Source organism: Ruegeria sp. AB5, from assembly GCF_056542645.1.
Genome location: NZ_JBQGAE010000017.1, coordinates 16,952 through 40,241 on the forward strand (window position 1 = coordinate 16,952; position 23,290 = coordinate 40,241).

At 59.0% G+C, this 23,290-nt stretch carries 25 protein-coding genes and 1 riboswitch; of the genes, 13 read left to right on the plus strand and 12 right to left on the minus strand.

Annotation, left to right across the window (positions count from 1 at the left end; all coding sequences use genetic code 11):
- Positions 1-3 precede the first annotated feature (3 nt).
- The 9 genes from aroA to miaB all read right to left on the minus strand — a co-directional run bounded on the left by aroA (position 4) and on the right by miaB (position 9,896).
- Positions 4-1,356 carry a 3-phosphoshikimate 1-carboxyvinyltransferase gene (gene aroA / locus ACR0L4_RS20380; RefSeq protein ID WP_170753979.1) on the minus strand — a complete coding sequence of 451 codons (1,353 nt, stop codon included), beginning with the start codon at positions 1,354-1,356 and terminating at the stop codon, positions 4-6.
- A gap of 69 nt (positions 1,357-1,425) precedes the next feature.
- Positions 1,426-2,136 (minus strand): tRNA (guanine(46)-N(7))-methyltransferase TrmB, encoded by a 711-nt coding sequence (gene trmB, locus ACR0L4_RS20385; RefSeq protein ID WP_170753980.1) that lies wholly within the window; start codon positions 2,134-2,136, stop codon positions 1,426-1,428.
- A 125-nt stretch (positions 2,137-2,261) separates the two neighbouring features.
- Positions 2,262-3,443 (minus strand): methionine adenosyltransferase, encoded by a 1,182-nt coding sequence (gene metK / locus ACR0L4_RS20390; protein WP_170753981.1) that lies wholly within the window; start codon positions 3,441-3,443, stop codon positions 2,262-2,264.
- Positions 3,444-3,448: 5 nt separating this feature from the next.
- Positions 3,449-3,497: riboswitch (SAM-SAH riboswitch) on the minus strand.
- A gap of 42 nt (positions 3,498-3,539) precedes the next feature.
- Positions 3,540-5,045: an apolipoprotein N-acyltransferase gene (gene lnt / locus ACR0L4_RS20395; RefSeq protein ID WP_480514842.1), complete on the minus strand. Its 1,506-nt coding sequence runs from the start codon at positions 5,043-5,045 to the stop codon at positions 3,540-3,542.
- Positions 5,042-5,923 carry a hemolysin family protein gene (locus ACR0L4_RS20400; protein WP_170753983.1) on the minus strand — a complete coding sequence of 294 codons (882 nt, stop codon included), beginning with the start codon at positions 5,921-5,923 and terminating at the stop codon, positions 5,042-5,044. Before ACR0L4_RS20400 ends, lnt begins: the two co-directional genes overlap by 4 nt.
- Positions 5,924-5,959: 36 nt before the next feature.
- Positions 5,960-6,454: an rRNA maturation RNase YbeY gene (ybeY, locus tag ACR0L4_RS20405; RefSeq protein ID WP_480514843.1), complete on the minus strand. Its 495-nt coding sequence runs from the start codon at positions 6,452-6,454 to the stop codon at positions 5,960-5,962.
- 34 nt (positions 6,455-6,488) lie between these two features.
- Positions 6,489-7,511 carry a PhoH family protein gene (locus ACR0L4_RS20410; protein WP_170753985.1) on the minus strand — a complete coding sequence of 341 codons (1,023 nt, stop codon included), beginning with the start codon at positions 7,509-7,511 and terminating at the stop codon, positions 6,489-6,491.
- 122 nt (positions 7,512-7,633) lie between these two features.
- Complete coding sequence (locus tag ACR0L4_RS20415) at positions 7,634-8,401, minus strand: outer membrane protein (protein ID WP_480514844.1); 768 nt, start codon at positions 8,399-8,401, stop codon at positions 7,634-7,636.
- Between the two features lie 175 nt (positions 8,402-8,576).
- Positions 8,577-9,896, minus strand: coding sequence for a tRNA (N6-isopentenyl adenosine(37)-C2)-methylthiotransferase MiaB (gene miaB / locus ACR0L4_RS20420; RefSeq protein ID WP_170753987.1), 1,320 nt, complete (start codon positions 9,894-9,896; stop codon positions 8,577-8,579).
- 122 nt (positions 9,897-10,018) lie between these two features.
- Between miaB and ACR0L4_RS20425 the strand changes: the two genes are divergently transcribed.
- Positions 10,019-10,882 (plus strand): hypothetical protein, encoded by an 864-nt coding sequence (locus tag ACR0L4_RS20425; protein WP_480514845.1) that lies wholly within the window; start codon positions 10,019-10,021, stop codon positions 10,880-10,882.
- Between the two features lie 68 nt (positions 10,883-10,950).
- Here ACR0L4_RS20425 and ACR0L4_RS20430 read toward each other — a convergent pair whose 3' ends face one another.
- The gene (locus tag ACR0L4_RS20430; protein WP_480514846.1) at positions 10,951-11,748 is read right to left on the minus strand and encodes a phytanoyl-CoA dioxygenase family protein; all 798 of its coding nucleotides are present in this window, start codon (positions 11,746-11,748) and stop codon (positions 10,951-10,953) included.
- Positions 11,749-11,831: 83 nt separating this feature from the next.
- Between ACR0L4_RS20430 and ACR0L4_RS20435 the strand changes: the two genes are divergently transcribed.
- A complete protein-coding gene (locus tag ACR0L4_RS20435) occupies positions 11,832-12,755 on the plus strand; it encodes a LysR family transcriptional regulator (protein ID WP_170753991.1) in 924 nt (307 codons plus the stop codon).
- On the opposite strand, the gene irrA is transcribed toward ACR0L4_RS20435, so the two are convergent.
- Positions 12,730-13,149, minus strand: a complete 420-nt coding sequence (irrA, locus tag ACR0L4_RS20440) for an iron response transcriptional regulator IrrA (protein WP_170754076.1) — start codon at positions 13,147-13,149, stop codon at positions 12,730-12,732. The two genes, ACR0L4_RS20435 and irrA, sit on opposite strands and share 26 nt — an antisense overlap.
- Positions 13,150-13,335: 186 nt before the next feature.
- Between irrA and fabA the strand changes: the two genes are divergently transcribed.
- The 4 genes from fabA to ACR0L4_RS20460 are packed head-to-tail and all read left to right on the plus strand — an operon-like array spanning position 13,336 to position 16,157.
- Entirely contained in the window at positions 13,336-13,845 is a 510-nt protein-coding gene (gene fabA, locus ACR0L4_RS20445; protein WP_480514847.1) for a bifunctional 3-hydroxydecanoyl-ACP dehydratase/trans-2-decenoyl-ACP isomerase, read from the plus strand.
- A 47-nt stretch (positions 13,846-13,892) separates the two neighbouring features.
- Entirely contained in the window at positions 13,893-15,125 is a 1,233-nt protein-coding gene (fabB, locus tag ACR0L4_RS20450; RefSeq protein ID WP_480514848.1) for a beta-ketoacyl-ACP synthase I, read from the plus strand.
- 1 nt (position 15,126) lies between these two features.
- A complete protein-coding gene (locus tag ACR0L4_RS20455; RefSeq protein ID WP_480514849.1) occupies positions 15,127-15,918 on the plus strand; it encodes an enoyl-ACP reductase FabI in 792 nt (263 codons plus the stop codon).
- 59 nt (positions 15,919-15,977) lie between these two features.
- Positions 15,978-16,157, plus strand: a complete 180-nt coding sequence (locus ACR0L4_RS20460; protein WP_170753998.1) for a hypothetical protein — start codon at positions 15,978-15,980, stop codon at positions 16,155-16,157.
- A gap of 25 nt (positions 16,158-16,182) precedes the next feature.
- On the opposite strand, the gene ACR0L4_RS20465 is transcribed toward ACR0L4_RS20460, so the two are convergent.
- A complete protein-coding gene (locus ACR0L4_RS20465) occupies positions 16,183-16,611 on the minus strand; it encodes an FKBP-type peptidyl-prolyl cis-trans isomerase (protein WP_170754000.1) in 429 nt (142 codons plus the stop codon).
- Positions 16,612-16,738: 127 nt separating this feature from the next.
- On the opposite strand from ACR0L4_RS20465, the gene ACR0L4_RS20470 reads away from it, so the two are divergent.
- The 7 genes from ACR0L4_RS20470 to ACR0L4_RS20500 all read left to right on the plus strand — a co-directional run bounded on the left by ACR0L4_RS20470 (position 16,739) and on the right by ACR0L4_RS20500 (position 23,276).
- Positions 16,739-17,425 carry a haloacid dehalogenase type II gene (locus ACR0L4_RS20470; protein ID WP_480514850.1) on the plus strand — a complete coding sequence of 229 codons (687 nt, stop codon included), beginning with the start codon at positions 16,739-16,741 and terminating at the stop codon, positions 17,423-17,425.
- Entirely contained in the window at positions 17,425-18,252 is an 828-nt protein-coding gene (locus tag ACR0L4_RS20475) for an alpha/beta fold hydrolase (RefSeq protein ID WP_480514851.1), read from the plus strand. The genes ACR0L4_RS20470 and ACR0L4_RS20475 overlap by 1 nt, the downstream gene beginning before the upstream one ends.
- Complete coding sequence (locus ACR0L4_RS20480) at positions 18,249-19,223, plus strand: threonine ammonia-lyase (protein ID WP_480514852.1); 975 nt, start codon at positions 18,249-18,251, stop codon at positions 19,221-19,223. Before ACR0L4_RS20475 ends, ACR0L4_RS20480 begins: the two co-directional genes overlap by 4 nt.
- A gap of 54 nt (positions 19,224-19,277) precedes the next feature.
- Entirely contained in the window at positions 19,278-20,066 is a 789-nt protein-coding gene (gene pcaD, locus ACR0L4_RS20485; protein WP_480514853.1) for a 3-oxoadipate enol-lactonase, read from the plus strand.
- A 12-nt stretch (positions 20,067-20,078) separates the two neighbouring features.
- Entirely contained in the window at positions 20,079-20,792 is a 714-nt protein-coding gene (locus tag ACR0L4_RS20490; RefSeq protein ID WP_480514854.1) for an alpha/beta fold hydrolase, read from the plus strand.
- 108 nt (positions 20,793-20,900) lie between these two features.
- A complete protein-coding gene (locus ACR0L4_RS20495; RefSeq protein WP_480514855.1) occupies positions 20,901-22,100 on the plus strand; it encodes a TCR/Tet family MFS transporter in 1,200 nt (399 codons plus the stop codon).
- 81 nt (positions 22,101-22,181) lie between these two features.
- Entirely contained in the window at positions 22,182-23,276 is a 1,095-nt protein-coding gene (locus ACR0L4_RS20500; RefSeq protein WP_170754013.1) for a Zn-dependent alcohol dehydrogenase, read from the plus strand.
- The last annotated feature ends 14 nt before the right edge of the window (positions 23,277-23,290 follow it).

The following is a 23,290-nucleotide window of genomic DNA, read 5'->3' on the forward strand; positions in this document are numbered from 1 at the left end:
GATTTACCGGTTGTTTCTGATCAGCTGCGCCCCAAGACGCGCCATCAGTGGCTCGAAGATCGGAAAAGACGTGGCTATGGGGCCAGCATCGTCTACCGTTACCGGCTGCTTCGCGCCCATGCCCAGGATCATGAAGGACATGGCGATGCGGTGATCCAGAAAGCTTTGGCAAGTGCCCGCGCCGGGAATGTTTCCGATGCCCAGCCCGTCAACCGACCACCAATCGTCGCCCTCATCCACAGTCACACCATTGGCGCGCAGACCCTTGGCCATCGCATCGATCCGGTCGCTTTCCTTGACCCGCAGCTCTTTCACGCCGCCCATCATTGTTGTACCTGTGGCATTGGCTGCGACAACGGACAGAACGGGGTATTCGTCAATCATCGAGGCGGCGCGGTCTGGCGGCACCTCGATGCCCTTCATATTGGGCGAGTATTTCGCGCGCAGATCAGCAACCGGTTCGCCGCCTTCCTCGCGTTCGTTTTCATAGCTCAGGACGGCACCCATCTCGCGCAGCGTGGTAAACAGGCCTGCGCGGGTCGGATTCAGGCCAATCCCAGGCACCAGAACGTCCGAGCCGGGTGTGATCAGCGCCGCACACACAGGAAATGCTGCGCTGGACGGGTCGCGCGGAACAGCGATGACCTGGGGTTTCAATTCGGGGCGACCGGTCAAAGTGATCACCCGACCTTCATCCGTATCCTCAACGGCAATCTCGGCGCCGAACCCCGCGAGCATCCGTTCTGAATGGTCGCGGGTGGCCTCCTTTTCGATCACCACGGTTTTGCCGGGTGCGTTGAGACCAGCCAGCAGAACAGCAGATTTCACCTGAGCCGAGGGCACGGGCACCTCATAGCATATCGGCACAGGGTCTGTTGCGCCGACAATAGTCATCGGCAGCCGCCCACCGGACCGGCCTACTGCTTGCGTTCCAAACAGCGCCAGCGGGTCGGTGACCCGCGCCATCGGGCGTTTGTTCAGGCTGGCATCCCCAGTGAACGTCGCCGAAATCGGAGACGTGGCCATCGCCCCCATTATCAATCGAACACCGGTGCCAGAGTTTCCGCAGTCGATCACCTGATCGGGCTCGGCAAAACCGCCCACGCCCACACCATGTACCGTCCACTCACCGCCGCCATGGTCGGTGACGTCCGCCCCAAACGCGCGCATGGCCTTGGCGGTGTCCAGAACATCCTCACCTTCCAGAAGACCCGAGATTCTGGTTTCTCCAACGGCCAATGCGCCCAGGATCAACGACCGATGCGAGATCGATTTGTCGCCCGGCACCTCTGCCGTGCCGGTCAACGGGCCGCAGGGATGCGAGGTCATCGGGATGGGCGTGCCGTGTCCGGACATGGGGGCTCCTGTTTTCGCTATCAGTGCTCAAGCCGATTAGCGAATTGGGGGCAGATGGTCCAGCGGCAATCAGCCTTTGCGGCGGAAGGTCAGATAGTGAGGCTTGCGCCCTTCGCGCAATGCTTTTTGTTCGTATCGGGTGGAAATCCAGTCGTCCCACGGTTCGCGCCAATCCGACGGGCGCTCGGCCAACCACTCGAACCCGGCGCGCGGAACCTCCTCCAGCGTTTGCCGGACATAGTCGGGAATATCCGTGGCAACGCGAAAGATAGCGCCCGGCTTCAGGGCCCGGGCGAGCGGCTCCAGGTGTTCCGGTGTTACGAAACGGCGGCGGTGATGCCGCGTTTTGGGCCATGGATCGGGATAGAGAAGAAATGCGCGCGAGATGCTTTGCTTCGGCAACACATCGAACAGATCACGCGCATCGCCGGGATGCACGGCGAGGTTCTCGACCCCGGCCTGCCGGATTTTACCCAACAACATCGCAACGCCGTTGATGTACGGCTCGGCTCCGATGATGCCGATTTCGGGATTGCGTGCGGCCTGATGTACCAGGTGTTCGCCGCCACCAAAACCGACCTCAAGCCAGACATCTTTTCCGCCAAACAACGTCTCAAGGTCCAACGGGTGACGTTCTGGGTTGCTTTCCCAATCCACCGCGCCCGGCGACAGGGCATCGAGGTCTTCGTTCAGATACGTCTTCTGGCTTTGTTTCAGGGTCTTTCCCTTGAAACGTCCATAGAAGTTCCTGCGGGGGCGTTGGGGCGTCTGGGTACTCATGACCGTGCCCATACTGCGCGGCTGATGCCGAGGCAAGGGCGTTGCAAAATGCAACGCCTCACCACAAGCGCATTCGCGAAAAAGAGAGCGCGCCCGCAAGGGCGCACCTTTTGTTTATGGACTGATCAGACCGCTGATTTCAAAGCGTCAGCCAGATCGGTGCGCTCCCAACTGAAACCGCCATCAGCATCAGGCTCACGCCCAAAGTGTCCGTATGCCGCAGTGCGCTGATAGATCGGCTTGTTCAATTGGAGATGCTCGCGGATGCCGCGCGGGGTCAGATCCATCACCTGACCAACAGCTTTTTCAACCTCGGCATCTGAAACCTGGCCCGAGCCATGGGTATTGGCGTAGATCGACAACGGCTTCGACACCCCGATGGCATAGCTCAACTGGATGGTGCAGCGGTCGGCCATCCCCGCTGCAACGACGTTCTTTGCCAGATAGCGCGCCGCGTAGGCGGCAGAACGGTCGACCTTGGTCGGATCTTTGCCCGAAAACGCGCCGCCGCCATGCGGGGCGGCACCGCCATAGGTGTCGACGATGATCTTGCGCCCGGTCAAACCAGCGTCGCCGTCGGGACCGCCGATCACGAACTTACCTGTGGGGTTCACGTGCCATTCCGTCTCGGCCGTGATCCAACCGTCCGGCAGTGTTTCGCGAATGTAGGGCTCGACAATCGAACGGATGTCATCCGAGCTCAGCGCCTCATCCAAGTGTTGAGTGGACAGCACGATTGAACTGATACCAACCGGCGTCCCATCACGGTACAAGACCGAAAGCTGGGACTTTGCGTCGGGACCAAGCGCAGGTTCAGACCCGTTCTTGCGCACCTCGGCCAGACGGCGCAGGATTGCATGGGAATACTGGATCGGAGCGGGCATCAGAGCCGGGGTCTCGGTGGTTGCGTAACCAAACATGATGCCCTGATCACCAGCGCCTTCATCCTTGTCCGCGGCTGCATCCACGCCCTGCGCGATATGGGCAGACTGTTCATGCAGCAGGTTTGTCACCTCGACGGTGTCATGGTGGAACTTGTCCTGCTCGTAGCCGATATCCTTGATACAGGCGCGGGCGATCTCGTCGATGCGACCCATGTAATCGTGCAGTTTTTCCTGATCAGACAGACCTACCTCTCCACCGATCACAACCCGATTGGTCGTGGCGAAGGTTTCGCACGCAACACGTGCCTCAGGTTCTTCATTCAGAAAGGCGTCAAGGACGGCATCGGAAATCCGGTCACAGACCTTATCCGGGTGCCCTTCGGAAACTGATTCCGAAGTAAAAGTGTAGTTCTGTCGGGACATAAATGCGCTCCATTAAGGTTCTTCTGCCACGCCAGGAAGCCGTTGTGACAAGCGACGCAGGCAATACGCGCGTTGAGAGTCCGGGTCAATCGGAATCTAATCCTCGAGCCGCCGGATCCGAAACCAAAGCACAGCAAACACGAACAATAAGGCCCCAAACACTGGGATGTCGCCCATCCGGGAATAAACCGTCGGCGCAAATGGCAACGGCAGAACCGCATCCACATACCCCGCCTGGCCCAAAGGCAAAGACGCGGTAAGCCGTCCCAAGGGGTCGATCATCCCGGACACGCCGGTGTTGGCCGCGCGCATGAGGGGCAGCCCCTGCTCGATCGCCCGCATCCGGGCCTGTGCCAAATGCTGGAATGGGCCCGACCGCGTTCCGAACCAGGCATCATTGGTGATCTGCAAAATAAAGTCCGCCCGACCCGGCGCGCCATTCACGTCTTGTGGAAAAACGGCCTCATAACAGATCAGCGGCAGCGCCATACCCAACTTGCCAACCTGCATCAGTGCCGGCCCGGGCCCAGAGCTGAACCCATGGCCCGCAGTCGTCGCCATTCCATGAATACCGAACCGCGCCATCAGATTCCCGAACGGAACATACTCGCCAAAAGGAGCAAGGTGATGTTTGTCATACAGACCCGTCTGCTGCCCGGTTTCGTCCAGATAGATCATTGAATTGAAAATGCGTGGCCCGTCGCCGCGCTGAATTCCCAGCACCACGGGAACACCCTGGGCAACATCGGCAATGGCGTCCAGATAAGGTTCTGCACTGCTCAGCCAGGCAGGCACAGCGGTCTCAGGCCAAACTATCAGATCGGGCCGCGGAGAGGCTGCGGTGAACTCAATCTGGCGCGCAAAGAACAACGGCGCGTAGTCGGGATCCCATTTCTGGTGCTGTGGCGCATTCGGCTGGACCAAACGGACGACGCTGGCACTCTGTTCCACGCCGGGCCGTGTCGCAGCATAGACAAGCGCTAAAACCGTCGCCCCAACCAGACAAACCACAGACACAATCAATGGACGAGACGAGCCGCGCTGTGACAACGCCGCACCCAGCGGCACTGTCAGACCCAAAGTCAATGCGCCAAGGCCATAGGGGCCAAGCAAAGACAAAAGCTGCGCGACCGGCGTGTCCACCCAGATCTGCGCCACCCCTGCCCAGGGAAAGCCCGTCAGCAAATACCCGCGACCGAATTCCACCAGTGACAGTGCCACGCTCAAAAAGACAGCCTGCCGAAGGGCTGACGCTCCGGGCCGCCGCGCGACCCAGAAAGCCGCCGCCCAGAACAAGGCCAGCCCACCCGCCATGAAAACCAACGCAAACGGCGCCATCCAGGCATGGCGTTCGGCATCGACTTGGAACGGCTCAAGTATCCAACTGAGAGCATGGGCAAAATAGCCAGTCGCAAAAGCCCATCCCAACACCGCCGCACGAGCACGGGTTTCACAGGCCAAAAACAACGGCGCGATCAAAACCAACGCAATCAGGCCCAGGGGCCAGTAGCCAAAGGGCGCCAACCCATAGGCCCCCAGTGCCCCAAGCGCTGCCGCAGATCCAAGCCTCGCCCAGAACGGCCAGCCCTGGACAGAGATCATGCAATGACGTCCGGCAACATGACACGCAAACGTTTGATGCGGCGGGGGTCGGCGTCGATCACCTCGAACTCCGGCCCTTCGGGATGCAGCACAACTTCACCTCGTGCGGGGACCCGACCCGACAGCATGAAAACCAGACCGCCCAGCGTTTCGATCTCTTCCTCGTCCACATCCTCGTGACTTGTCAGAGAGCGCCCAATCTCGGCCTCAAACTCCTGCAACGGGACCCGGGCCTGCACCACGTAACAGCCGGGCTTCTCCTGTATCCAAAGCTGATCTTCGTGCGCATCATGCTCATCCGCGATCTCGCCCACGACCTGTTCGATCAGGTCCTCGATTGTCAACAAACCGTCGACGCCGCCATATTCATCAATCACCAAGGCCATATGGCGCCGTTCGGTTTGCATCTTGGTCAGCAACACGCCGATAGGCATCGACGGCGGCACGAACAGCAAGGTGCGCAGCATCGAGACCAGATCAAACTCGGCAGAACCGCCGTTGAACCCGTGGGTCAGGGCAAAATCCTTTAGGTGCACGAAGCCCAGCGGGGTATCCAGTGTGCCTTCATAGACAGGAATGCGCGACAGGCCGCTTTCGCGAAACACCTGCGCCAGTTCATCCTTGGAAATCGTCGAGGGAACCGAAACGATTTCCACGGTCGGAATCGCCACATCCTCGACGCGCATCCGACGCAGGTTCACCATGCCACGATGTTGGCTGGTCTCCATCTCATGTCCGTTAACCGGAGTGTTTTGTTCTTCCTCGGCCCCCGAGAAAGAATCGAAAATTCGCGAAAAGAAACCGCTTTTCTCTTCTATTTTGAAATCCTCAGACTGCGCGCTTTGCGCCGCCCTAGAACTGCCGTCTGTGTCGCCCATTATCCTGTTCCAATTGATCGGGTGAAATAACCCGCTTCACTTATTATATGGGTCATCGATACCCAGTTTGCCAAGTATCTTGACTTCGATCCCTTCCATCAAGGTGGCGTCGAAGTCACGAATGTGGTCATAACCGAGCAGATGCAGCGTGCCATGAATGATCAAATGCGTCACGTGTTCAGCCATGGGCTTTCCCGCCTCTTCTGCCTCACGCGCGCAGGTGTCGTATGAAATCGCGATATCTCCTAGCGCGATCTCGCCTGTGAAATCCGGTTGAGGCAGGTGCGGGACCTCACCTGCTATGCCCGTCGCCAGGTCTTCCGCAGGCCAGCTGAGCACATTGGTCGGGGTTGGTTTCTCCCGAAACTCAGCATTCAACTCGGCAATGCGTGTGTCGTCGCAGGCCAGCAGGCTGACCTCGCACAGGTCCGGGTCCAGTCCGCAATGGCGCAGGACTGCCCCAATTGCCCCCAGTGCCAAAGGCTCCAGTTCCTTCCAGCGGTCGTCTTCCACAGTCAGTTCAAGGTTCATGTTACCGCCTCAAAGCCCCGTTCGAGACTTTGAGTTACCCCGTTTCGCGCCCCGCGTCGGCCTCATACGCCTCGATGATTGCGGCCACAAGCGGGTGTCGCACTACATCCTTTGAGGTGAAGTAGTTGAAACTGATATTCGGGATCGTGTTCAGCAGGCGTTCGGCATCGGCCAGCCCGGATTGTACCCCACGCGGCAGATCAACCTGCGACCGATCGCCTGTGATGACCATACGGCTGCCCTCACCCAGACGGGTCAGGAACATCTTCATCTGCATGGTCGTCGCATTCTGCGCCTCGTCCAGCACCACAAAGGCATTCGCAAGGGTTCTGCCCCGCATGAAGGCCAGCGGAGCGATTTCGATTCGCTTCTCTTCAATCAGTTTGGCCAACTGCTTACCGGGCAGGAAATCGTTCAGCGCGTCATAGAGCGGCTGCATATAAGGATCGACCTTGTCTTTCATGTCGCCCGGCAAGTAACCCAGCTTTTCCCCGGCCTCGACCGCGGGTCGGCTGAGGATGATGCGATCCACATGCCCGCCGATGAACATCGACACCCCGACCGCAACGGCCAGATAGGTCTTGCCCGTACCCGCCGGTCCGATGCCAAAGGCGAGTTCGTTCTGAAACAGCGACTGTACATAAGCCTTCTGCGCGTCAGTGCGCGGCTCGACCAGTTTCTTGCGCGTCTTGATTTCGACCGTGCCGCCTTTGAACATCTCAAGCTGATCGCCATCCCGGCTGCCTGTGCCCTGCTCAGACCCGCCCATGCGCAGCTCGCGGTCGACATCGGCCGCTTCAACATCGCGCCCACCTTCGAGGCGCGTGTACAGAGCCTGCAGAACCTCAATGGCGTTTTTCTGCGACTCCTCGTCGCCCATAACAACCAGCTGATTGCCGCGACGCACAATCTGCACCGAGAGCTTCTGCTCGATCTCGGTCAGATTGCGGTCATATTCGCCGCATAAATCAATCAACAACCGGTTGTCGGGAAATTCAACTAACGCCTCGCGCTGGGGCATCTGATCTTGCGGTGGGGTAAGGGCACCGATGGCCAATCCGTTCTCCTGTCTTGGCGTTACACCCCAAGCGTAGACAGGAATTCCAACTGGGCGCAAGCCACAGTTTGAAAAATAAACGCACCGATGGCATTACCGCCGACATAAAAGTTTTCCGCCATTCAAAACTTGTAGTTCAAGCCGAACCGCAGGCCGCGGTAGTTCGGGGTGGATTTTGTTGAAAACCCATTTGAGAACTCGATGGTTTTCGACTGGAATTGCACATATTCATATTCGCCGGTGATCGACCAATTTTCGTCCAGATAGTGCTCTGCTCCGATGCTGAGCGAGAACCCACCGCGGCGATCAGAGGCCTCGAGCGACTGCGTACCCGTAGTAGGAGATGTGATACTGTTGGTTGTTTCCACATCGCCCCAAAGATACCCCACGCTGACGAAATACAGGATTCGCCCGCTGCGATTGGTCAGGCCATTTCTGAAACGCACCGACAAAACATCCGAAACGTCCGAGCCGCCCCGGACCGTATCCGTACCGATCTGCGTCGTTACACTGTCGTCCAGCGATCCGAAATCATAGCCCAGTTCAAACCCGTAGATATAGTCGCGACCGCCTTGGGCCGGCAGCACACCGCGCCATCCGCCGCGCAACCCGCCATACGCACCGCTCAGGTCCTGATCGCCGATTGCAAACGTCCCTGCCGGCGTCGTCAGACCAAACCGGTCATCCCCGCCGCCGCCATATCCCGCCGTAAGGCCAAGATAGAATGCGCTGACGTCATCGCTGAATCGTTTGGGGCTGACCACAGGGGCATCGGTTATTTCCCCGTCCAGATCACTGGCAATTGTCGCGCTCCCCAGAACCGCCACCACAGAGGCGACTGGAACGGTCCGCCAGAAGCCGGAACAACTCAATCGCGTTAAAATCGTCACTCGATACCCTCCATCGCGCCTGTAGTCGGGTCAGCGCAAACCGATTGTCCTGTTGGCCCGGAACGGACGTCAGAAAAATCTGACCTCTCTCGGAACATAGTTCCAAACGATAAATCAAGGGTAAATTTGGAATTAAAGGCCAATTGCGCTCTTCAGAGGGCGAATAGCCGCCCTGTTACAGCACCTCTCCAGCCAAAGAGTTGGTGCCGGATTCGGTGATCCGTACCTCACGCAATTCTCCGACCGCAACGTCAGGCCCCATCACATGTACGGAATGGAGGTATTCAGACTTGCCGACCATCTGCCCATCCAGGCGGCCGGGTTTTTCGAACAGAACCCGGACTGTGCGGCCCACCATTGCATCCTGGATTTCGCGCTGGTGTCGGGTGATCAGCGCCTGTAGCCGCTGCAGCCGGTCATCTGCCGCATCCGGGTCAACCTGCGCCCGTTCCGCTGCTGGTGTACCGGGGCGCGTCGAGTACTTGAAGGAATAGGCGTAGCCGTACTTGACCTGCTCGACCAAATCCAGCGTGGCCTGAAAATCTTCTTCGGTCTCTTCCGGAAAGCCGACAATAAAGTCACCCGACATCACGATATCCGGGCGCGCCGCGCGGATACGTTCGATCAGGCGCAAATAGCTGTCCGCCGTGTGACTGCGATTCATCCGCTTGAGGATGCGGTCCGAGCCCGATTGCACCGGCAAGTGCAGATAGGGCATCAGCTTTTCGCAGGTTCCATGCGCCTCGATCAGATCATCGGCCATATCGTTCGGATGCGAGGTTGTGAAACGGATGCGTTCCAATCCGTCAACCTTGTTCAACGCCCAGATCAGACCCGCCAGTGTCATATCCCCGTTCGGACCCGCACCGTGATAGGCGTTGACGTTCTGCCCCAACAGAGTGATCTCGCGTACACCGCGCTCAACCAGATCCTGAGCCTCGCGGATGATGCGATCCGCGGGGCGGCTGACCTCGGCCCCTCGGGTGTAAGGCACCACACAGAAGGCGCAGAACTTGTCGCAGCCTTCCTGTACGGTCAAAAATGCCGTCGGGCCACGCTTGGCCTTGGGGCGGTTCTTGAGCTTTTCGAACTTGTCCTCTTCCGGAAAATCCGTATCAAGCGCCTTTGCCCCAGTACGGGTTTTGGCCTCCATCTCGGGCAAGCGGTGGTAGCTTTGTGGGCCTACGACCAGATCGACCAGCGGTTGACGGCGCATGATCTCTTCACCTTCGGCCTGTGCAACACATCCCGCCACACCGATTTTCAGGTCCGGTTTCTCGGCCTTCAGCCCTTTGAACCTGCCAAGCTCGGAATAGACTTTCTCGGCCGCCTTTTCCCGGATGTGGCAGGTGTTCAGCAGAATCATGTCCGCGTCATCAGCTGATTTGGTCTCGACATAGCCTTGCCCGCCCAGCGTTTCCGCCATGCGCTCGCTGTCATAGACATTCATCTGACAGCCATAGGTCTTGATAAACAGCTTCTTTGGTTCGGACATGGATCGGGCCTTTGCATTCGCGAGACCGGCATCACTTATATACTTAGAACGCCGCTTGCAATGCGGGCGCAATTACCCGAATTTGGCGGGACTTTCCAGCAAGACGCGAACGAAAACCGGCAATGCAATACGAATCCCTCGACATCTTCCTCAAAACGGGTCAGGCCGCCCTGAAGACCGGCCCCGTCGCCCTAATATTCGCAGAAGATGACGTTGAAGTCGAAAGTACACTGCACCACCACCTGACGCTTGGGTTCAAGTCAGTCGTTGCATTCATGCCCACCGAGTTTGCACTGGGCGCAGACCTGCACGACCGGGTGCACCGCGTGGCCCTGAAATGCGCGCCCCGATCTGTTGTGTTCGACACGGTCAATCGGATCATCCAGACGGCACCAAGCATTTGGTTCTATTACTGCTACAACGCCGAATTCCTGTTCTATCCGTTCTGTGAAACCCGCAGCATAGCTGAGATGCTGGCCTTCCATACCGAGGAACGCCGCGACGCCATGCTGTGCCAGGTGATTGATCTGTATGCAGACGATCTGACACGTTTTCCCAATGGTGTCGCCCCGGATCACGCGATGCTGGACCGCGCCGGGTACTACGCCCATACGCGCCATGACGCCTCGGGCCGTCCGGTCGAGCGGCAGCTGGACATGTCTGGCGGTCTGCGCTGGAGGTTCGAAGATCACATCCCATATGAGCGCCGCCGGATCGACAGGATTGCCCTGTTCAAGGCGCAAAAGGATCTGTCCTTGCAAGCCGATCACACCTTCAACGAGGCCGAGTACAACACCTATTCCTGCCCGTGGCACCACAATCTGACGGCCGCGATCTGCTCATTCCGGGCGGCAAAAGCCCTAAAGAACAATGCAGGGTCAACTTTCGACATCTCCAGCTTTCGCTGGTGCAATTCCGTTTCGTTTGAATGGAATTCCCGCCAATTGCTCGATCTGGGGCTCATAGAACCCGGCCAATGGTTCTGATCCTCACTTCATCTGGCCAAAAATATCCCGGGGGAGGTGCGGCAACGCCGCGCAGGGGGCAGAGCCCCCTATCGCCGCAGTAGCATTGGAAACCAGTCTTCCCGCAAACGCTGCCCCGGTGTCATCTCATGCCCCGGAAACGGCGGCGACGTGCGCCCCGGACGCTCGACATAGCGCGCGTCGTCGCCGACCAGGCGCAAGGAAAAGGCGCGGCGGCGGCTGTCTGATTGATTGCCGCGCGCCCCATGCAGGGTGCGATAGTTGAAGGCCACGGCATCACCCGGTTCCATCTCGAACTCAACCACACGCATACCTTCGGCATCCGGGTCGGGCACCGGAATGTATTGACCTTCATCCGGAAAGAACCCCTCTTCGCTTACCCAGCGGGTCGGCAGGACCTCTTTCTCCCATCGGTGTGACCCGGCAACACAGCGCAACGTGGCCTGTTTCACCGGGTCCAACGGCGACCAGAAACTGATCGTCTGCTGCCCTTCGACAAAGTAGTATGGCCCATCCTGATGCCATGGCGTCGCCAACGAAGTACCGGGTTCTTTGACCAACACATGATCATGAAACATCTGCACGCTTTGCGACCGCATCAGATCTGCGGCAACCTCTGCCACCGGCGATGTCTGGATCACTTCGCGAAACTGGGGGATGCGGGTCCAGTTGCAATAATCATCAAAGAACAGACCCGTCTGACCTTCCTTCTTGTTGTCCGAGGCATAGGGTCCGGGGTCAGCCATATTTGCCGCCACGCCCTCGCGCAATTGGTCAACGTGATCGGAGAAAAGACCTTTGATCAGAACAACCCCATCTGCCTGATAAGTGTCGATCATGTCCTGAGAAACGAGGGGATGGGGCATGTCAGTCTCCTTGTGCCTGCGTCGTTTAGATGCCATCCATGCCTTCTATTCAAATCATATCTTTCGAAGCAATAATTAACCTCATGTTATATATTTCCTTGCGCCAGTACGAATATGTGTGTGCGATCGGTCGTCACGGCAGCCTGTCCGCAGCGGCCCAGGCTTTGAATGTTTCGCAACCGGCACTGTCGACCGCTCTCACACGGGTCGAATCGGTTCTCGGCTATCCGCTGTTCGTTCGTCGCCGCGGGGCCGCCATGGCGCTGACTCCCCAGGGCCGGCGCTTTATTGAACAGGCCGACGGATTGCTCAATACCGCCGCTCAAATCGAACATCCGTCGCGCACCCGGCATGGTTCAAGCCAACTGCGACTGGGCTGCTTTGTCGATCTTGCCCCGTTTCTTTTGGCATCTGCCCTGCATTGCCTGCGCAACGCGCTGCCAGATACCTTGGTCTCCTACCATGTCGACAGCTTTGAGGGTCTGCTGGACGCTCTCGTCGAGGGTCAGGTCGATATTGCCATGACCTATGATCTGGGTATGGATGCCGGCTTTGCCCGGCAACGGCTTTTCGATAGTGTCCCGCGCGCTCTGGTCGCGCCTGACCATAGGCTCGCAGTCGCAAACAACGTTGCGCTGTCCGATCTTCAAGACGACCCTCTCATCCTTTCAAAGGAAGGTCTCTCTGCGCAGCATGTCCTGAATCTGTTCCGGCGGAACGGATTGAACCCAAAGGTCGCTCACCGTGCAGCGACGTTGGAGATACAGCGCAGCCTGGCTGCCCATGGAGAAGGGATCGCCATCAGCTATGCCAGTCCTCCAAACACATTCAGCTATGACCGGAAAGAACTGGTAAGCTTGCCCATCAACAATGACGACGCAGCAGAAGCTGTCGTGCTTGCGCGACATGGCACAGGTCCCGTGGACGCGACCACTGGCTCAGCAGAAGCCATTCTTTTCGACTATTTCTCAGGACCCGGGCCTACGGCTTCTTGCGAAGGCGAATAACCACATCAACAGATGCGATTTCGACACCTTCCGGTGCCTCGGGAAGGCGCTGAATGACCAACTCTTCAGACGGCGCATCACTGACCCGCCCTTCATCTTCCCAGAAGAAATGCGGATGGTCATGTGTGTTGGTGTCGAAATAGCTTTTCGAGCCATCCACCGTGATTTCCTGTAAAACACCCGCATCGCAGAACGCGCGCAATGTGTTATAGACCGTCGCCAGCGAGACAGCATCACCGTTGGTTTTGGCAGATTCAAACAGGCTTTCAGCCGTCACGTGACGATGGCGTCCGTCGCCCACCAACAGCTCGGCCAGCGCCACCCGTTGGCGCGTGGGGCGCAAACCTGCGTTTTCCAACCAGTTGGTTGCGATATTCCGGCTTTGAGGTGTCATGAATCCGATACCCATATGTGCTGTTGATATATATAGGGTCGCTGCATGGGGAATTTCAAATGAAATTCATTCGCAAAGACGGTTAGCCTGCAACATCTACCTATCGCTGCTCTTGCAGGACCTTGCATACGGGTGCTAGGTGAGGCCAGATATAACGAACGGACCCAGGCAGGAGAGGCGGCAAGAATGGCCCAATTCCCGAGCAGCTTTGACAAAGATGATCTGCTGAAATGCGCCCGAGGCGAACTTTTTGGCCCCGGTAACGCTCAGTTGCCTGCTCCGCCGATGCTGATGATGGACCGGATCACCGACATCTCGGGCGATGGTGGCAGCCATGGCAAAGGCCATGTGGTCGCCGAATTCGACATCACGCCTGAGCTTTGGTTCTTTGACTGCCATTTTCCGGGAAATCCGATCATGCCGGGCTGTCTGGGTCTGGATGGTCTGTGGCAATTGACCGGGTTCAATCTCGGCTGGCGCGGATGGCAAGGGCGCGGCTATGCCCTGGGCGTGGGTGAGGTCAAACTGACTGGTATGGTGCGCCCTGATCGCAAGATGCTGACCTATTACGTGGACTTCACCAAGGCTGTGCAAACCCGCCGCCTGACAATGGGCGTGGCCGAGGGTCGGGTCGAAGCTGATGGTGAAGTGATCTATCAAGTCAAGGACATGAAGGTTGCATTGTCGGAAAGCTGACCCCAGCTGACGTCAAGCAATAGGGAACGGAACACAGGAGTACGCATATGCGTCGCGTCGTCGTCACCGGTCTGGGGATCGTTTCCTCGATCGGGAACAATGCCGAAGAGGTTCTCGCCTCGCTCAAAGCAGGCAAATCCGGCATCGAGGCCAATGAGCAGATGGTTGAACACGGCTTTCGCAGCCGGATTGCCGGAACGCTCAAGATCGACGTGTCCGAACACGTGGACAAACGCACCCTGCGCTTCATGGGGCCTGGTGCTGCCTATGCTCATATCGCGATGGGCCAGGCGATTGAAGATTCCGGTCTGACTGAAGAACAGGTGGTCAACCCCCGGACCGGCCTTGTGGCGGGATCGGGCGGTCCATCGACCAGCGCCATGCTGACCGCACATCAGACAGTGCTGAAAAACGGCGCAACCAAGCGCATCGGACCGTTTGCTGTCCCCAAATGCATGTGTTCGACGATTTCCGCGAATCTGGCGACCGCATACAAGATCAAGGGTATCAACTACTCGATCACATCGGCCTGCTCGACGTCGCTGCACTGCATCGGCAACGCGGCGGAACAGATCATGCTCGGCAAGCAGGACGTGATGTTCGCGGGTGGCGGAGAAGAACTGGACTGGACCCTGTCCTGCCTGTTCGACGCGATGGGCGCAATGTCGTCCAAATACAACGACACTCCCGAGAAAGCCTCGCGCGCATTCGATCAGGATCGCGACGGGTTCGTGATTTCGGGAGGCGGCGGCATCGTCGTGCTTGAGGATCTGGACCATGCGCTGGCCCGCGGCGCCAAGATCTATGCCGAAGTCACCGGCTACGCCGCAACGTCGGATGGCCATGACATGGTGGCCCCGTCCGGCGAAGGCGGTGAGCGCGCCATGCGTCTGGCTCTGTCGACAATTCCGAAAGGTCGAAAAGTCGGTTACATCAACGCCCACGGCACGTCGACCCCGGTTGGCGACGTCGGTGAAGTCGAAGCCGTTCGCCGCATCTTTGGTGAAGGCAATGTGCCCCCGATTTCCTCGACCAAGTCGATGACCGGACATGCACAAGGGGCGGCTGGCGCGTTGGAGGCTATCTTCTGCCTGCTGATGCTGGACAATGACTTCATTACACCGTCGATCAATGTCGACACTCTTGCCGAAGGCATCCTGCCCGGTGAAATCGCAACTCAAGTTGTCGAAAAAGCAGGATTGGACAGCGTGATGACCAATAGCTTCGGTTTTGGCGGCACGAACGGATCCATGGTTCTGTCCAAGTATACGGGTGAATAAGATGTCGGAACTTCTCAAAGGGAAACGCGGCCTGATCATGGGCGTGGCCAATGACCGCTCAATCGCCTGGGGTATAGCCAAAGCCATGCACGAAGCGGGCGCAGAACTGGCATTCACCTATCAGGGCGAGGCATTCGGCAAGCGGTTGGAACCGCTGGCCCAAAGTCTTGGTAGTGATTTCATGGTGGATGCGGATGTCACCGATGATGCGTCGCTGGATCGCGCATTCTCGGAGCTGGTCGCGCGCTGGCCGACGATCGACTTTGTCGTTCACGCAATCGCATATTCGGACAAATCCGAACTGGCGGGCCGCTTTCTGGACACCAGCCGCGCCAATTTCAAGCACTCGATGGATGTTTCAGCCTATTCACTTGTCGAGGTCGCGCGCCGGGCTCATCCGATGATGAAAGACAATGGCGGGACTATTCTGACCCTGACCTATCAGGGGTCCAACCGGGTTGTTCCAAACTACAACGTCATGGGCGTGGCCAAGGCCGCCTTGGAATCCGCGACCCGCTATCTGGCCAATGATCTTGGTCCCGAAGGCATTCGCGTCAACGCCATCTCGCCGGGACCGATGAAGACACTGGCGGGGGCCGCTATTGGCGGTGCGCGCCGGACCTACAAATTCTGCGATCAGAATGCGCCAATGCGGTCGAATGCCACGCTTGAGGCCGTCGGCGGCACAGCCGTCTACCTGGCCTCGGACGCCGGTGCGTGCACCTCGGGCGAGATTATTCGTGTAGATGGGGGCTTCCACGTGCTCGGAATGCCACAGCCGGATTTCATGTGACCATATCTTTCCCTGACGCCGCCAAGATTTGACCATTTTTCAGCGTCAGGGATATCGGCATGAGCAAAACCGACCAGATCATTGCCAGCAACGCGCGCAGCTTTCAGAGCAAACGGAAGACAGGCTTTCTGAGCCCCCGCGCCCGTATCCTTCTGCTGACCCTGACAACACTGCTTGTGGTGTTTGTAATATTCACACAGCCACAGGTGCGCGCCGCACTGGACGGGCTTTTGGGATAAGGGCCGGTCTACCGGCCCCCAATACTCAGTTTACCGAGACAACCTCGATATCGAAGATCAGGTCCTGCCCGGCCAGAGGATGATTGGCATCCAGCGTTACCGTTGCCTCATTTGCTTCGACGACGATCACGGGCATGGCCTGACCGTCGGGCGTTTGCATCTGCAATTGCGTGCCTGGTTCCAATGGAATGTCATCCGGAATGCCTTCACGCGGGATATCCTGCCGCATCGCGGGGTTGATCGGGCCGTAAGCATCCACACAGGCGATTTCGACCCGTTTCTTGTCTCCGACAATCAGACCCGGCATGGCGCCATCAAGACCAGGGATTATCTGTCCCGAGCCGACAACAAACTCCAGCGGATCGCGCCCTTCCGAGCTGTCAAAGACCGTCTCGTCCAACAGCGTGCCGGTATAGTGAATGCGAACCGTGTCGCCTTGCTTGATTTCGGTCATGGGGGCCTCCTGCCCGTTGAAAGCTATAGCGGCCAACCCTAGGACCTCACACGGTGTTGTAAAGTCTTGGGCCTTTTACGTCCCGGGTTCCTGTGCAACCTTGCGACCGGAACAGAGGAGAGAGCAGATGGCAATCACAACCTGCGTCTTCGACGCCTATGGCACGCTATTCGACGTGGCAGCCGCCGCGCGTCAGGCGGCTGGCGAGCCAGGGTTCGAGGCACTTCGGGACACATGGCCCGAACTGGCCAGCCACTGGCGCCTGAAGCAGCTTCAATACACATGGTTGCGGGCCGTGGCTGACGCGCATGCCGATTTCTGGGATGTCACGCAGGACGGGCTGGACTGGGCGTTGGAGGCAACGGGTTTGCAGCGCGATCCCAAACTGCGCCAACGGCTGCTGGACCTCTACTGGGAACTACGGGCCTACCCGGAAGTGCCCGAGATGCTGCAGGCTCTGAAACAGGGCGGTCTGCAAACAGCAATTCTGTCGAATGGATCACCGCCCATGCTGGATGGCGCGGTGCAATCGGCAGGCATCGGCAACGTGTTGGACGATGTGCTGTCGGTGGAAAGCGTCGGTATCTTCAAGCCAAATGCCAAGGTCTATGATCTGGTACAGCAGAGATTCGGCTGCGCCCGCGATCAGGTGCTGTTCGTCAGTTCCAATGGCTGGGACGCCGCAGGAGCCAGCGGATACGGCTTTGTCACGGCCTGGGTCAATCGGATGGGTGAGCCGATGGATCGGCTGCCATGGACACCTGCCCATGTGTTGTCCGATCTGACCTCGATCCCCAAGCTGGCCGGGCTTTGATGGCTGATTTCACGACGTCTGACGGCAAGCGCCTCTACTTCGAAGACTCTGGCGCGGGCACGCCCGTTCTGTGTCTGGCCGGGCTGACCCGCAACAGCCGCGATTTCTCGCTGCTTGCGCCACATATGACAGATGTGCGCGTGATCGCATTGGATGCGCGGGGACGCGGGCGGTCAGACCACGATCCTGATTACACGAACTACAACGTTCTGCGCGAATCTCTGGATGCCCTGGAATTGCTGGATCACCTGAACCTGGACAAAGCGGTGGTATTGGGAACGTCGCGCGGAGGGATGCTGGCAATGACCTTGGCCACCAGCCATCCTGACCGGCTGGCGGGTGTTGTGTTGAATGACGTGGGTCCAGTGATTGAACCGGCAGGTATCGCGCGGATCATGGAGTATGTTGGCGCACCACCTACTGCAAAAACCTATGACCAGGCAGCTGCTGCCCTGAAAGCGGTGATGGAGCCGCATTTCCCCGGTGTTCCTTTGGAAGTTTGGCGCGTGCAGGCGGAAAACCAGTACGAAGAACACCCTGATCGATTGGCATTGCGCTATGACCCTGCGCTGCGCACAGCACTGCTGGACCAAGCCGCATCCGGTGAGGTCCCGGATTTGTGGCCCTTCTTCGAGGCGCTTCGCGACATCCCGACCGGCGTTCTGCGTGGAGCGAATTCCGACATTCTCAGCCCCGAAACATGCGCTGAAATGCACACCCGTCATGCCAATCTGATCTCGGCGGAAGTCCCCGACCGCGGCCACGCCCCTTTTCTGGACGAACCACAGTCGTTAAACATCATCCGCAAAATTCTGGACACAGTATGAGCACGATAGACCTGATCGAAGCCGCCGCTGAACGACTAGATGGGCATGTTGTTGAAACGCCCCTTTTGACGTCACCGTTTCTGGACGAGCTTGCAGGTCGGCGGGTGCTGGTAAAACCCGAATGTCTGCAACATACCGGCAGTTTCAAGTTCCGCGGCGCATGGTCGGCGATCTCGGCGCTGAGCGCAGCAGACCGGCAGCGTGGCGTGATCGCGTATTCCTCGGGCAATCACGCGCAGGGCATTGCCTTGGCGGCGGCGAGACATGGCGTATCGTCGGTCATCATCATGCCCTCGGATGCGCCGCAGCTGAAGATCGACAACACGCGCACTTTGGGCGGCGAAGTCGTTTTGTACGACCGCGCCACGGAAAGCCGCGAAGAAATTGGTGAAGCGTTGGCATCAGAACGCGGCCTGAGCCTGATCCGCCCCTACGACGAACCGCAGGTCATTGCCGGGCAAGGCACTGCCGGGTTGGAGATCGCGCGACAGGCCGCGGCTATGGGCGTGACCGACGCCGATGTTTTGGTATGCTGCGGCGGCGGCGGGCTGACATCCGGAATCGCGTTGGCGCTTGAGGCCCACGCTCCGGGTCTGCGGGCCCGCCCCTGCGAACCGGACGGGTTCGACGACGTCAAACGCTCTTTGGCTACGGGTCGGATTCAGAGCAACGCAGAAAGCTCGGGCAATATTTGCGACGCGATTCTGACCCCGCAACCCGGTGCCATAACCTTCCCGATCCTGCATCGCCTCTGCGGCCCCGGGTTGTCGGTGACCGAAAAAGAAGCGCTGCGCGCGATGGCCTTGGCATTTCTGCGCCTCAAAATCGTGCTGGAACCCGGCGGCGCGGTGGCATTGGCTTCGGCTCTGTTCCGCTCGGACGAAATTGAAGGCAGGGATGTGGTCGTTGTAGCCTCGGGGGGAAATGTCGATCCAATAGACTTTGCCCGCGCGTTGGAATTCCTGACCTGACACCCATATCGGACCCGTGCACACTGCACTTGAAGTCTAGCAAGGAAACACGTCATGAAGATCGCTGATCTGGGCGGCGTTCAGCTGCACTACCGGATCGATGGTGCGACAGACGGCGCGCCCATTGTCTTTGCCAATTCTCTGGGCACCGACCTGCATCTGTGGGACGCTGTGATGCCGCACCTGCCCGAGGGGTTGCGGATCATACGTTATGACAAGCGTGGACACGGCCAATCCTCGGTCCCGCCTGCGCCTTATTCGATGGGTGCCCTGATCCGCGATGCCGAAGCGTTGCTGGACCATCTGGACATACGCGATTGCGTTTTTGTCGGCCTGTCCATCGGTGGCATGATTGCGCAGGGGCTTGCCGTGAAACGGATGGATCAGGTCCGGGCCGTGGTGCTGTCGAACACGGCTGCCAAGATTGGCACGCCGCCGCTCTGGCAAGAGCGCATGGACGCTGTACGCAAAGGCGGTATCGACGCCCTCGCCGATGCCACAATGGAGCGCTGGTTCTCACGCGATTTCCGGGCCGCCAACCATCATCTTGCGTGGCGCGAGATGATGGTCCGCCAGCCGGTCGAGGGATATCTGGGTTGCTGCGCAGCCATTGCGGGCACGGATTTCTACACCCCCACCAGCGGCCTGCGCCTGCCTGCTCTGGGCATTGCGGGCAGCGAGGATGGCTCGACTCCGCCGGATCTGGTGCGCGAGACGGTTGAATTGATTCCCGGCTCACGCTTCGAACTGATGCGCCGGGCGGGTCATTTGCCCTGCGTCGAAAAACCCGTCGAATACGCCGCCCTTCTACGGCAGTTTCTGACCGAAATCGGTCATATCTGAAGGAGCCTTCCCTTGGCCGAATTCCTATTGGTTCATGGATCCTGTCACGGCGCCTGGTGCTGGCGCGACCTGCAACCTGCACTTGAGGCCTTGGGCCACACCGCGCGCGCCATTGACATGCCCAGCCACGGGTCTGATCCAACTCCTATCCGCGATGTTACGCTGGGGTCCTGCCGCGATGCTGTTCTGGCTGCGGCCACGCCAAATTCTATTGTCGTGGGTCATTCCTGGGGTGGCTATCCGATCAGCGCCGCAGCCGAGGCGAACCCAAAGGGAATGCGCGCCCTGATTTATCTGAGCGCCTATGTCCCGCATGACGGATTGTCGATGGTCGAGATGCGCAAGCGCGGCCCGGTACAAACCATCGTCGACGCGGTCGAAAAGTCTCTGGACGGGTTGTCTTACACCGTCCATCCCAACCACGTTCAAAAGCTGTTCTACCATGATTGCGCGCCTGAAATCGTGCCTTATGCGCTGGCCCGGCTCTGCCCGCAAGCCATCAGACCTCAGAACACGCCTTTGCCGCTTGGCGACCGCTTCGCCCATATTCCCAAAGCCTATATCCGCAGTACCGATGACCGAACCGTCCCGACCGCGTATCAGGAGGAGATGAGCGACCTGATCCCACCCGAGATGCGCCGAACAATTGACAGTTCGCACTCGGCATTTTTTTCACATCCACACCAACTGGCCCGATTGCTGAGTGAGCTTGCAGAAAAGCTGTAAACCGCTCTTACCCATGACGAAACGTCAGGCAAGCTGGAGTGTCTGATCTCTTTCCAGACACGCCATAGGCCACTAGTCTGCGCGCAACGGGTTACTCAAGCAGGTTCCATGCGTCTGCCTTTTGTCTTTGTTCTTGGCACCGTCATGATTGACGCGATGGGGATCGGCCTTGTGCTGCCGATCATGCCTCAGCTTATCGTCGACGTGCAGGGCGGAACGCTGGCCAATGCAGCCGTCTGGGGCGGCGTGCTCAGCACCGCCTTTGCGGCGATGCAGTTTGTCTTTGGACCGATCCTTGGCAACCTGTCGGATGCGTATGGTCGCCGGGTTGTGCTGTTGGTGTCGCTGTTCGTGATGGCGCTGGACTATGTGGTCATGGCGATAGCGGGCAGTATCTGGCTGTTGCTGCTCGGGCGGCTTGTCGGGGGCGTCACCGCCGCAACCCATGCCACGGCCGCTGCCTTTGTGGCGGATGTTTCGAAACCGCATGAAAAAGCCGCCAATTTCGGCCTGCTTGGCGCAGCCTTTGGCATGGGCTTTGTGCTGGGGCCGGTCATGGGCGGGTTGCTCAGCGAATACGGCACGCGCGCGCCTTTCTGGGCCGCCGCTGCGCTCTCTGCGTCAACATTCGGCCTCGGCCTGCTCGTGATGCCCGAGACGGTCACGGACAAAACCAGACGCGCCTTTAGCGTGCGCCGTGCCAACCCGGTCAACTCACTGCGCGCCGTGGCGGCCCTGCCCGGGATTCGACCTCTGTTGGTCGTTTACTTCCTCTATTCGGTCTCGATCTATGTCTACCCTGCAATCTGGTCCTATTTCACGACCGAGCGTTTTGGCTGGTCCCCGCAGATGATCGGGCTATCGCTGGGCGTTTACGGTATCGCCATGGCAGCTGTTCAGGGCGGTCTGATCCGCCCCGCAACTCGGTATCTTGGTGAACGGGTGACTATCGTCTGTGGCATGGTCTTCGAGATCATCAGCTTCGCCCTGCTCGCATTCCTGACCAGCGGTACGATTGCCCTGATGCTTATCCCGATCACTGCGCTGGGGGCTGTCATCACACCTGCCCTTCAAGCCCTGACATCGCGCGCAACGCCGGATTCGCAACAAGGTGAACTACAGGGCGTCCTGACCTCGCTTCATGCATTGTCCATGGTGATCTCACCTCTGTTCATGACCAGCGTTTTTGCATGGTTCATCCGTCCCGAAACGCCGCTCTATCTACCCGGAGCGCCTTTCCTGTTGGCGCTGATCCTGATGGCAGCGGGGTTGGTTCTTTTCCTGCGTCCGCGCGCTACCGTGGCGTAACAACGACATCATCATGGCGGTTTCCGCCTTGCGAGAATTTTCTTCCCGCGCCACCGTGGCGCAAACGGAACGAGGGAAAACATGCAAACCATCAAAGCTGCGGTGTGCCGGGCGTTCGGGGAACCTCTGGTCATCGAAGAGATACAGCTGGCAGCCCCCGGCACAGGTGAGGTCGAGGTCACGCTGGACGCCGTTGCCATCTGCCACTCTGACATCTCGTATGCAGAGGGCGCGTGGGGCGGGTTCTTGCCTGCCGTCTACGGCCATGAGGCCGCCGGAGTGGTCAGCGCTGTGGGCGACGCGGCAGGGGATTTCCAGGTAGGTGATCCGGTCGTCGTGACCCTGATTCGTGCCTGCGGGTCTTGCCCATCCTGCGCAGGCGGCAAGCCGACAACCTGCGAGACACCCTATGACACGGTCAAGGGTCCTTTGCGTACCGGTGACGGTGGTCCTCTGGAACAGGCCATGGCATGCGGTGGGTTCGCCGAAAAGGTTGTTGTCAGCCACAGGCAGATCGTTCGGATACCCGAGAGCCTGCCCAAAGAGCTGGCCAGCCTTTTGTCCTGCGGCGTGATTACCGGCGTCGGCGCGGCGATCAACGCCGCTGGTCTGCGCCCCGGCCAGGACGTCGTGGTGATCGGTGCGGGGGGTGTTGGTCTAAACGCCATACAGGGCGCCCGGATCGCAGGCGCGCGGCGCATCGTGGCCGTGGACATGACCGAGGAGAAGCTGGATATCGCCAAAGAGTTCGGCGCAACACATGGCGTGCTCGCCAGTCAGGGCGAGCCTTGGAAAGCCGCACATCAGGCGCTGGGAGGGCGCGGTGCCGACGCAGCCCTGATCACCGTTGGTGCAATACCAGCATATGATCAGGCCCCCCGGTATCTGGGGCCGGGTGGCAGGGCCGTCATGATCGGGATGCCACATTCCGGGGATGAGGCCCGCTATGAGCCGGTGATCCTCGCCGCTTTGGGTCAAGGGCTCGTGGGATCGAAAATGGGTGATGTGGTCATCCAGCGGGACATACCGTGGATGATCGACCTTTATGAGCAAGGACGCCTGAAACTAGATGAGCTGATCTCGGGTCGCTGGTCCCTGGATCAGATCAACGAGGCGATAGCAGATACCAAAACCGGATCGGCCAAACGCAACGTGATCCTGTTCAACCGGGACTGACCAAGGGGGCATTC

Excerpts from the sequence above, each read along its gene's own strand:
- ybeY (WP_480514843.1), bottom strand. The coding sequence starts at position 6,454 with ATGAACCTTGAACTGACTGTGGAAGACGACCGCTGGAAGGAACTGGAG.
- ACR0L4_RS20495 (WP_480514855.1), top strand. The coding sequence starts at position 20,901 with ATGCGTCTGCCTTTTGTCTTTGTTCTTGGCACCGTCATGATTGACGCG.
- ACR0L4_RS20460 (WP_170753998.1), top strand. The coding sequence starts at position 15,978 with ATGAGCAAAACCGACCAGATCATTGCCAGCAACGCGCGCAGCTTTCAG.
- ACR0L4_RS20435 (WP_170753991.1), top strand. The coding sequence starts at position 11,832 with ATGTTATATATTTCCTTGCGCCAGTACGAATATGTGTGTGCGATCGGT.
- fabA (WP_480514847.1), top strand. The coding sequence starts at position 13,336 with ATGGCCCAATTCCCGAGCAGCTTTGACAAAGATGATCTGCTGAAATGC.
- ACR0L4_RS20475 (WP_480514851.1), top strand. The coding sequence starts at position 17,425 with ATGGCTGATTTCACGACGTCTGACGGCAAGCGCCTCTACTTCGAAGAC.
- fabB (WP_480514848.1), top strand. The coding sequence starts at position 13,893 with ATGCGTCGCGTCGTCGTCACCGGTCTGGGGATCGTTTCCTCGATCGGG.
- ACR0L4_RS20470 (WP_480514850.1), top strand. The coding sequence starts at position 16,739 with ATGGCAATCACAACCTGCGTCTTCGACGCCTATGGCACGCTATTCGAC.
- ACR0L4_RS20430 (WP_480514846.1), bottom strand. The coding sequence starts at position 11,748 with ATGCCCCATCCCCTCGTTTCTCAGGACATGATCGACACTTATCAGGCA.
- metK (WP_170753981.1), bottom strand. The coding sequence starts at position 3,443 with ATGTCCCGACAGAACTACACTTTTACTTCGGAATCAGTTTCCGAAGGG.
- ACR0L4_RS20480 (WP_480514852.1), top strand. The coding sequence starts at position 18,249 with ATGAGCACGATAGACCTGATCGAAGCCGCCGCTGAACGACTAGATGGG.
- ACR0L4_RS20465 (WP_170754000.1), bottom strand. The coding sequence starts at position 16,611 with ATGACCGAAATCAAGCAAGGCGACACGGTTCGCATTCACTATACCGGC.
- irrA (WP_170754076.1), bottom strand. The coding sequence starts at position 13,149 with ATGACACCTCAAAGCCGGAATATCGCAACCAACTGGTTGGAAAACGCA.
- ACR0L4_RS20500 (WP_170754013.1), top strand. The coding sequence starts at position 22,182 with ATGCAAACCATCAAAGCTGCGGTGTGCCGGGCGTTCGGGGAACCTCTG.
- lnt (WP_480514842.1), bottom strand. The coding sequence starts at position 5,045 with ATGATCTCTGTCCAGGGCTGGCCGTTCTGGGCGAGGCTTGGATCTGCG.
- ACR0L4_RS20400 (WP_170753983.1), bottom strand. The coding sequence starts at position 5,923 with ATGGGCGACACAGACGGCAGTTCTAGGGCGGCGCAAAGCGCGCAGTCT.
- aroA (WP_170753979.1), bottom strand. The coding sequence starts at position 1,356 with ATGTCCGGACACGGCACGCCCATCCCGATGACCTCGCATCCCTGCGGC.
- pcaD (WP_480514853.1), top strand. The coding sequence starts at position 19,278 with ATGAAGATCGCTGATCTGGGCGGCGTTCAGCTGCACTACCGGATCGAT.
- miaB (WP_170753987.1), bottom strand. The coding sequence starts at position 9,896 with ATGTCCGAACCAAAGAAGCTGTTTATCAAGACCTATGGCTGTCAGATG.
- trmB (WP_170753980.1), bottom strand. The coding sequence starts at position 2,136 with ATGAGTACCCAGACGCCCCAACGCCCCCGCAGGAACTTCTATGGACGT.
- ACR0L4_RS20455 (WP_480514849.1), top strand. The coding sequence starts at position 15,127 with ATGTCGGAACTTCTCAAAGGGAAACGCGGCCTGATCATGGGCGTGGCC.
- ACR0L4_RS20425 (WP_480514845.1), top strand. The coding sequence starts at position 10,019 with ATGCAATACGAATCCCTCGACATCTTCCTCAAAACGGGTCAGGCCGCC.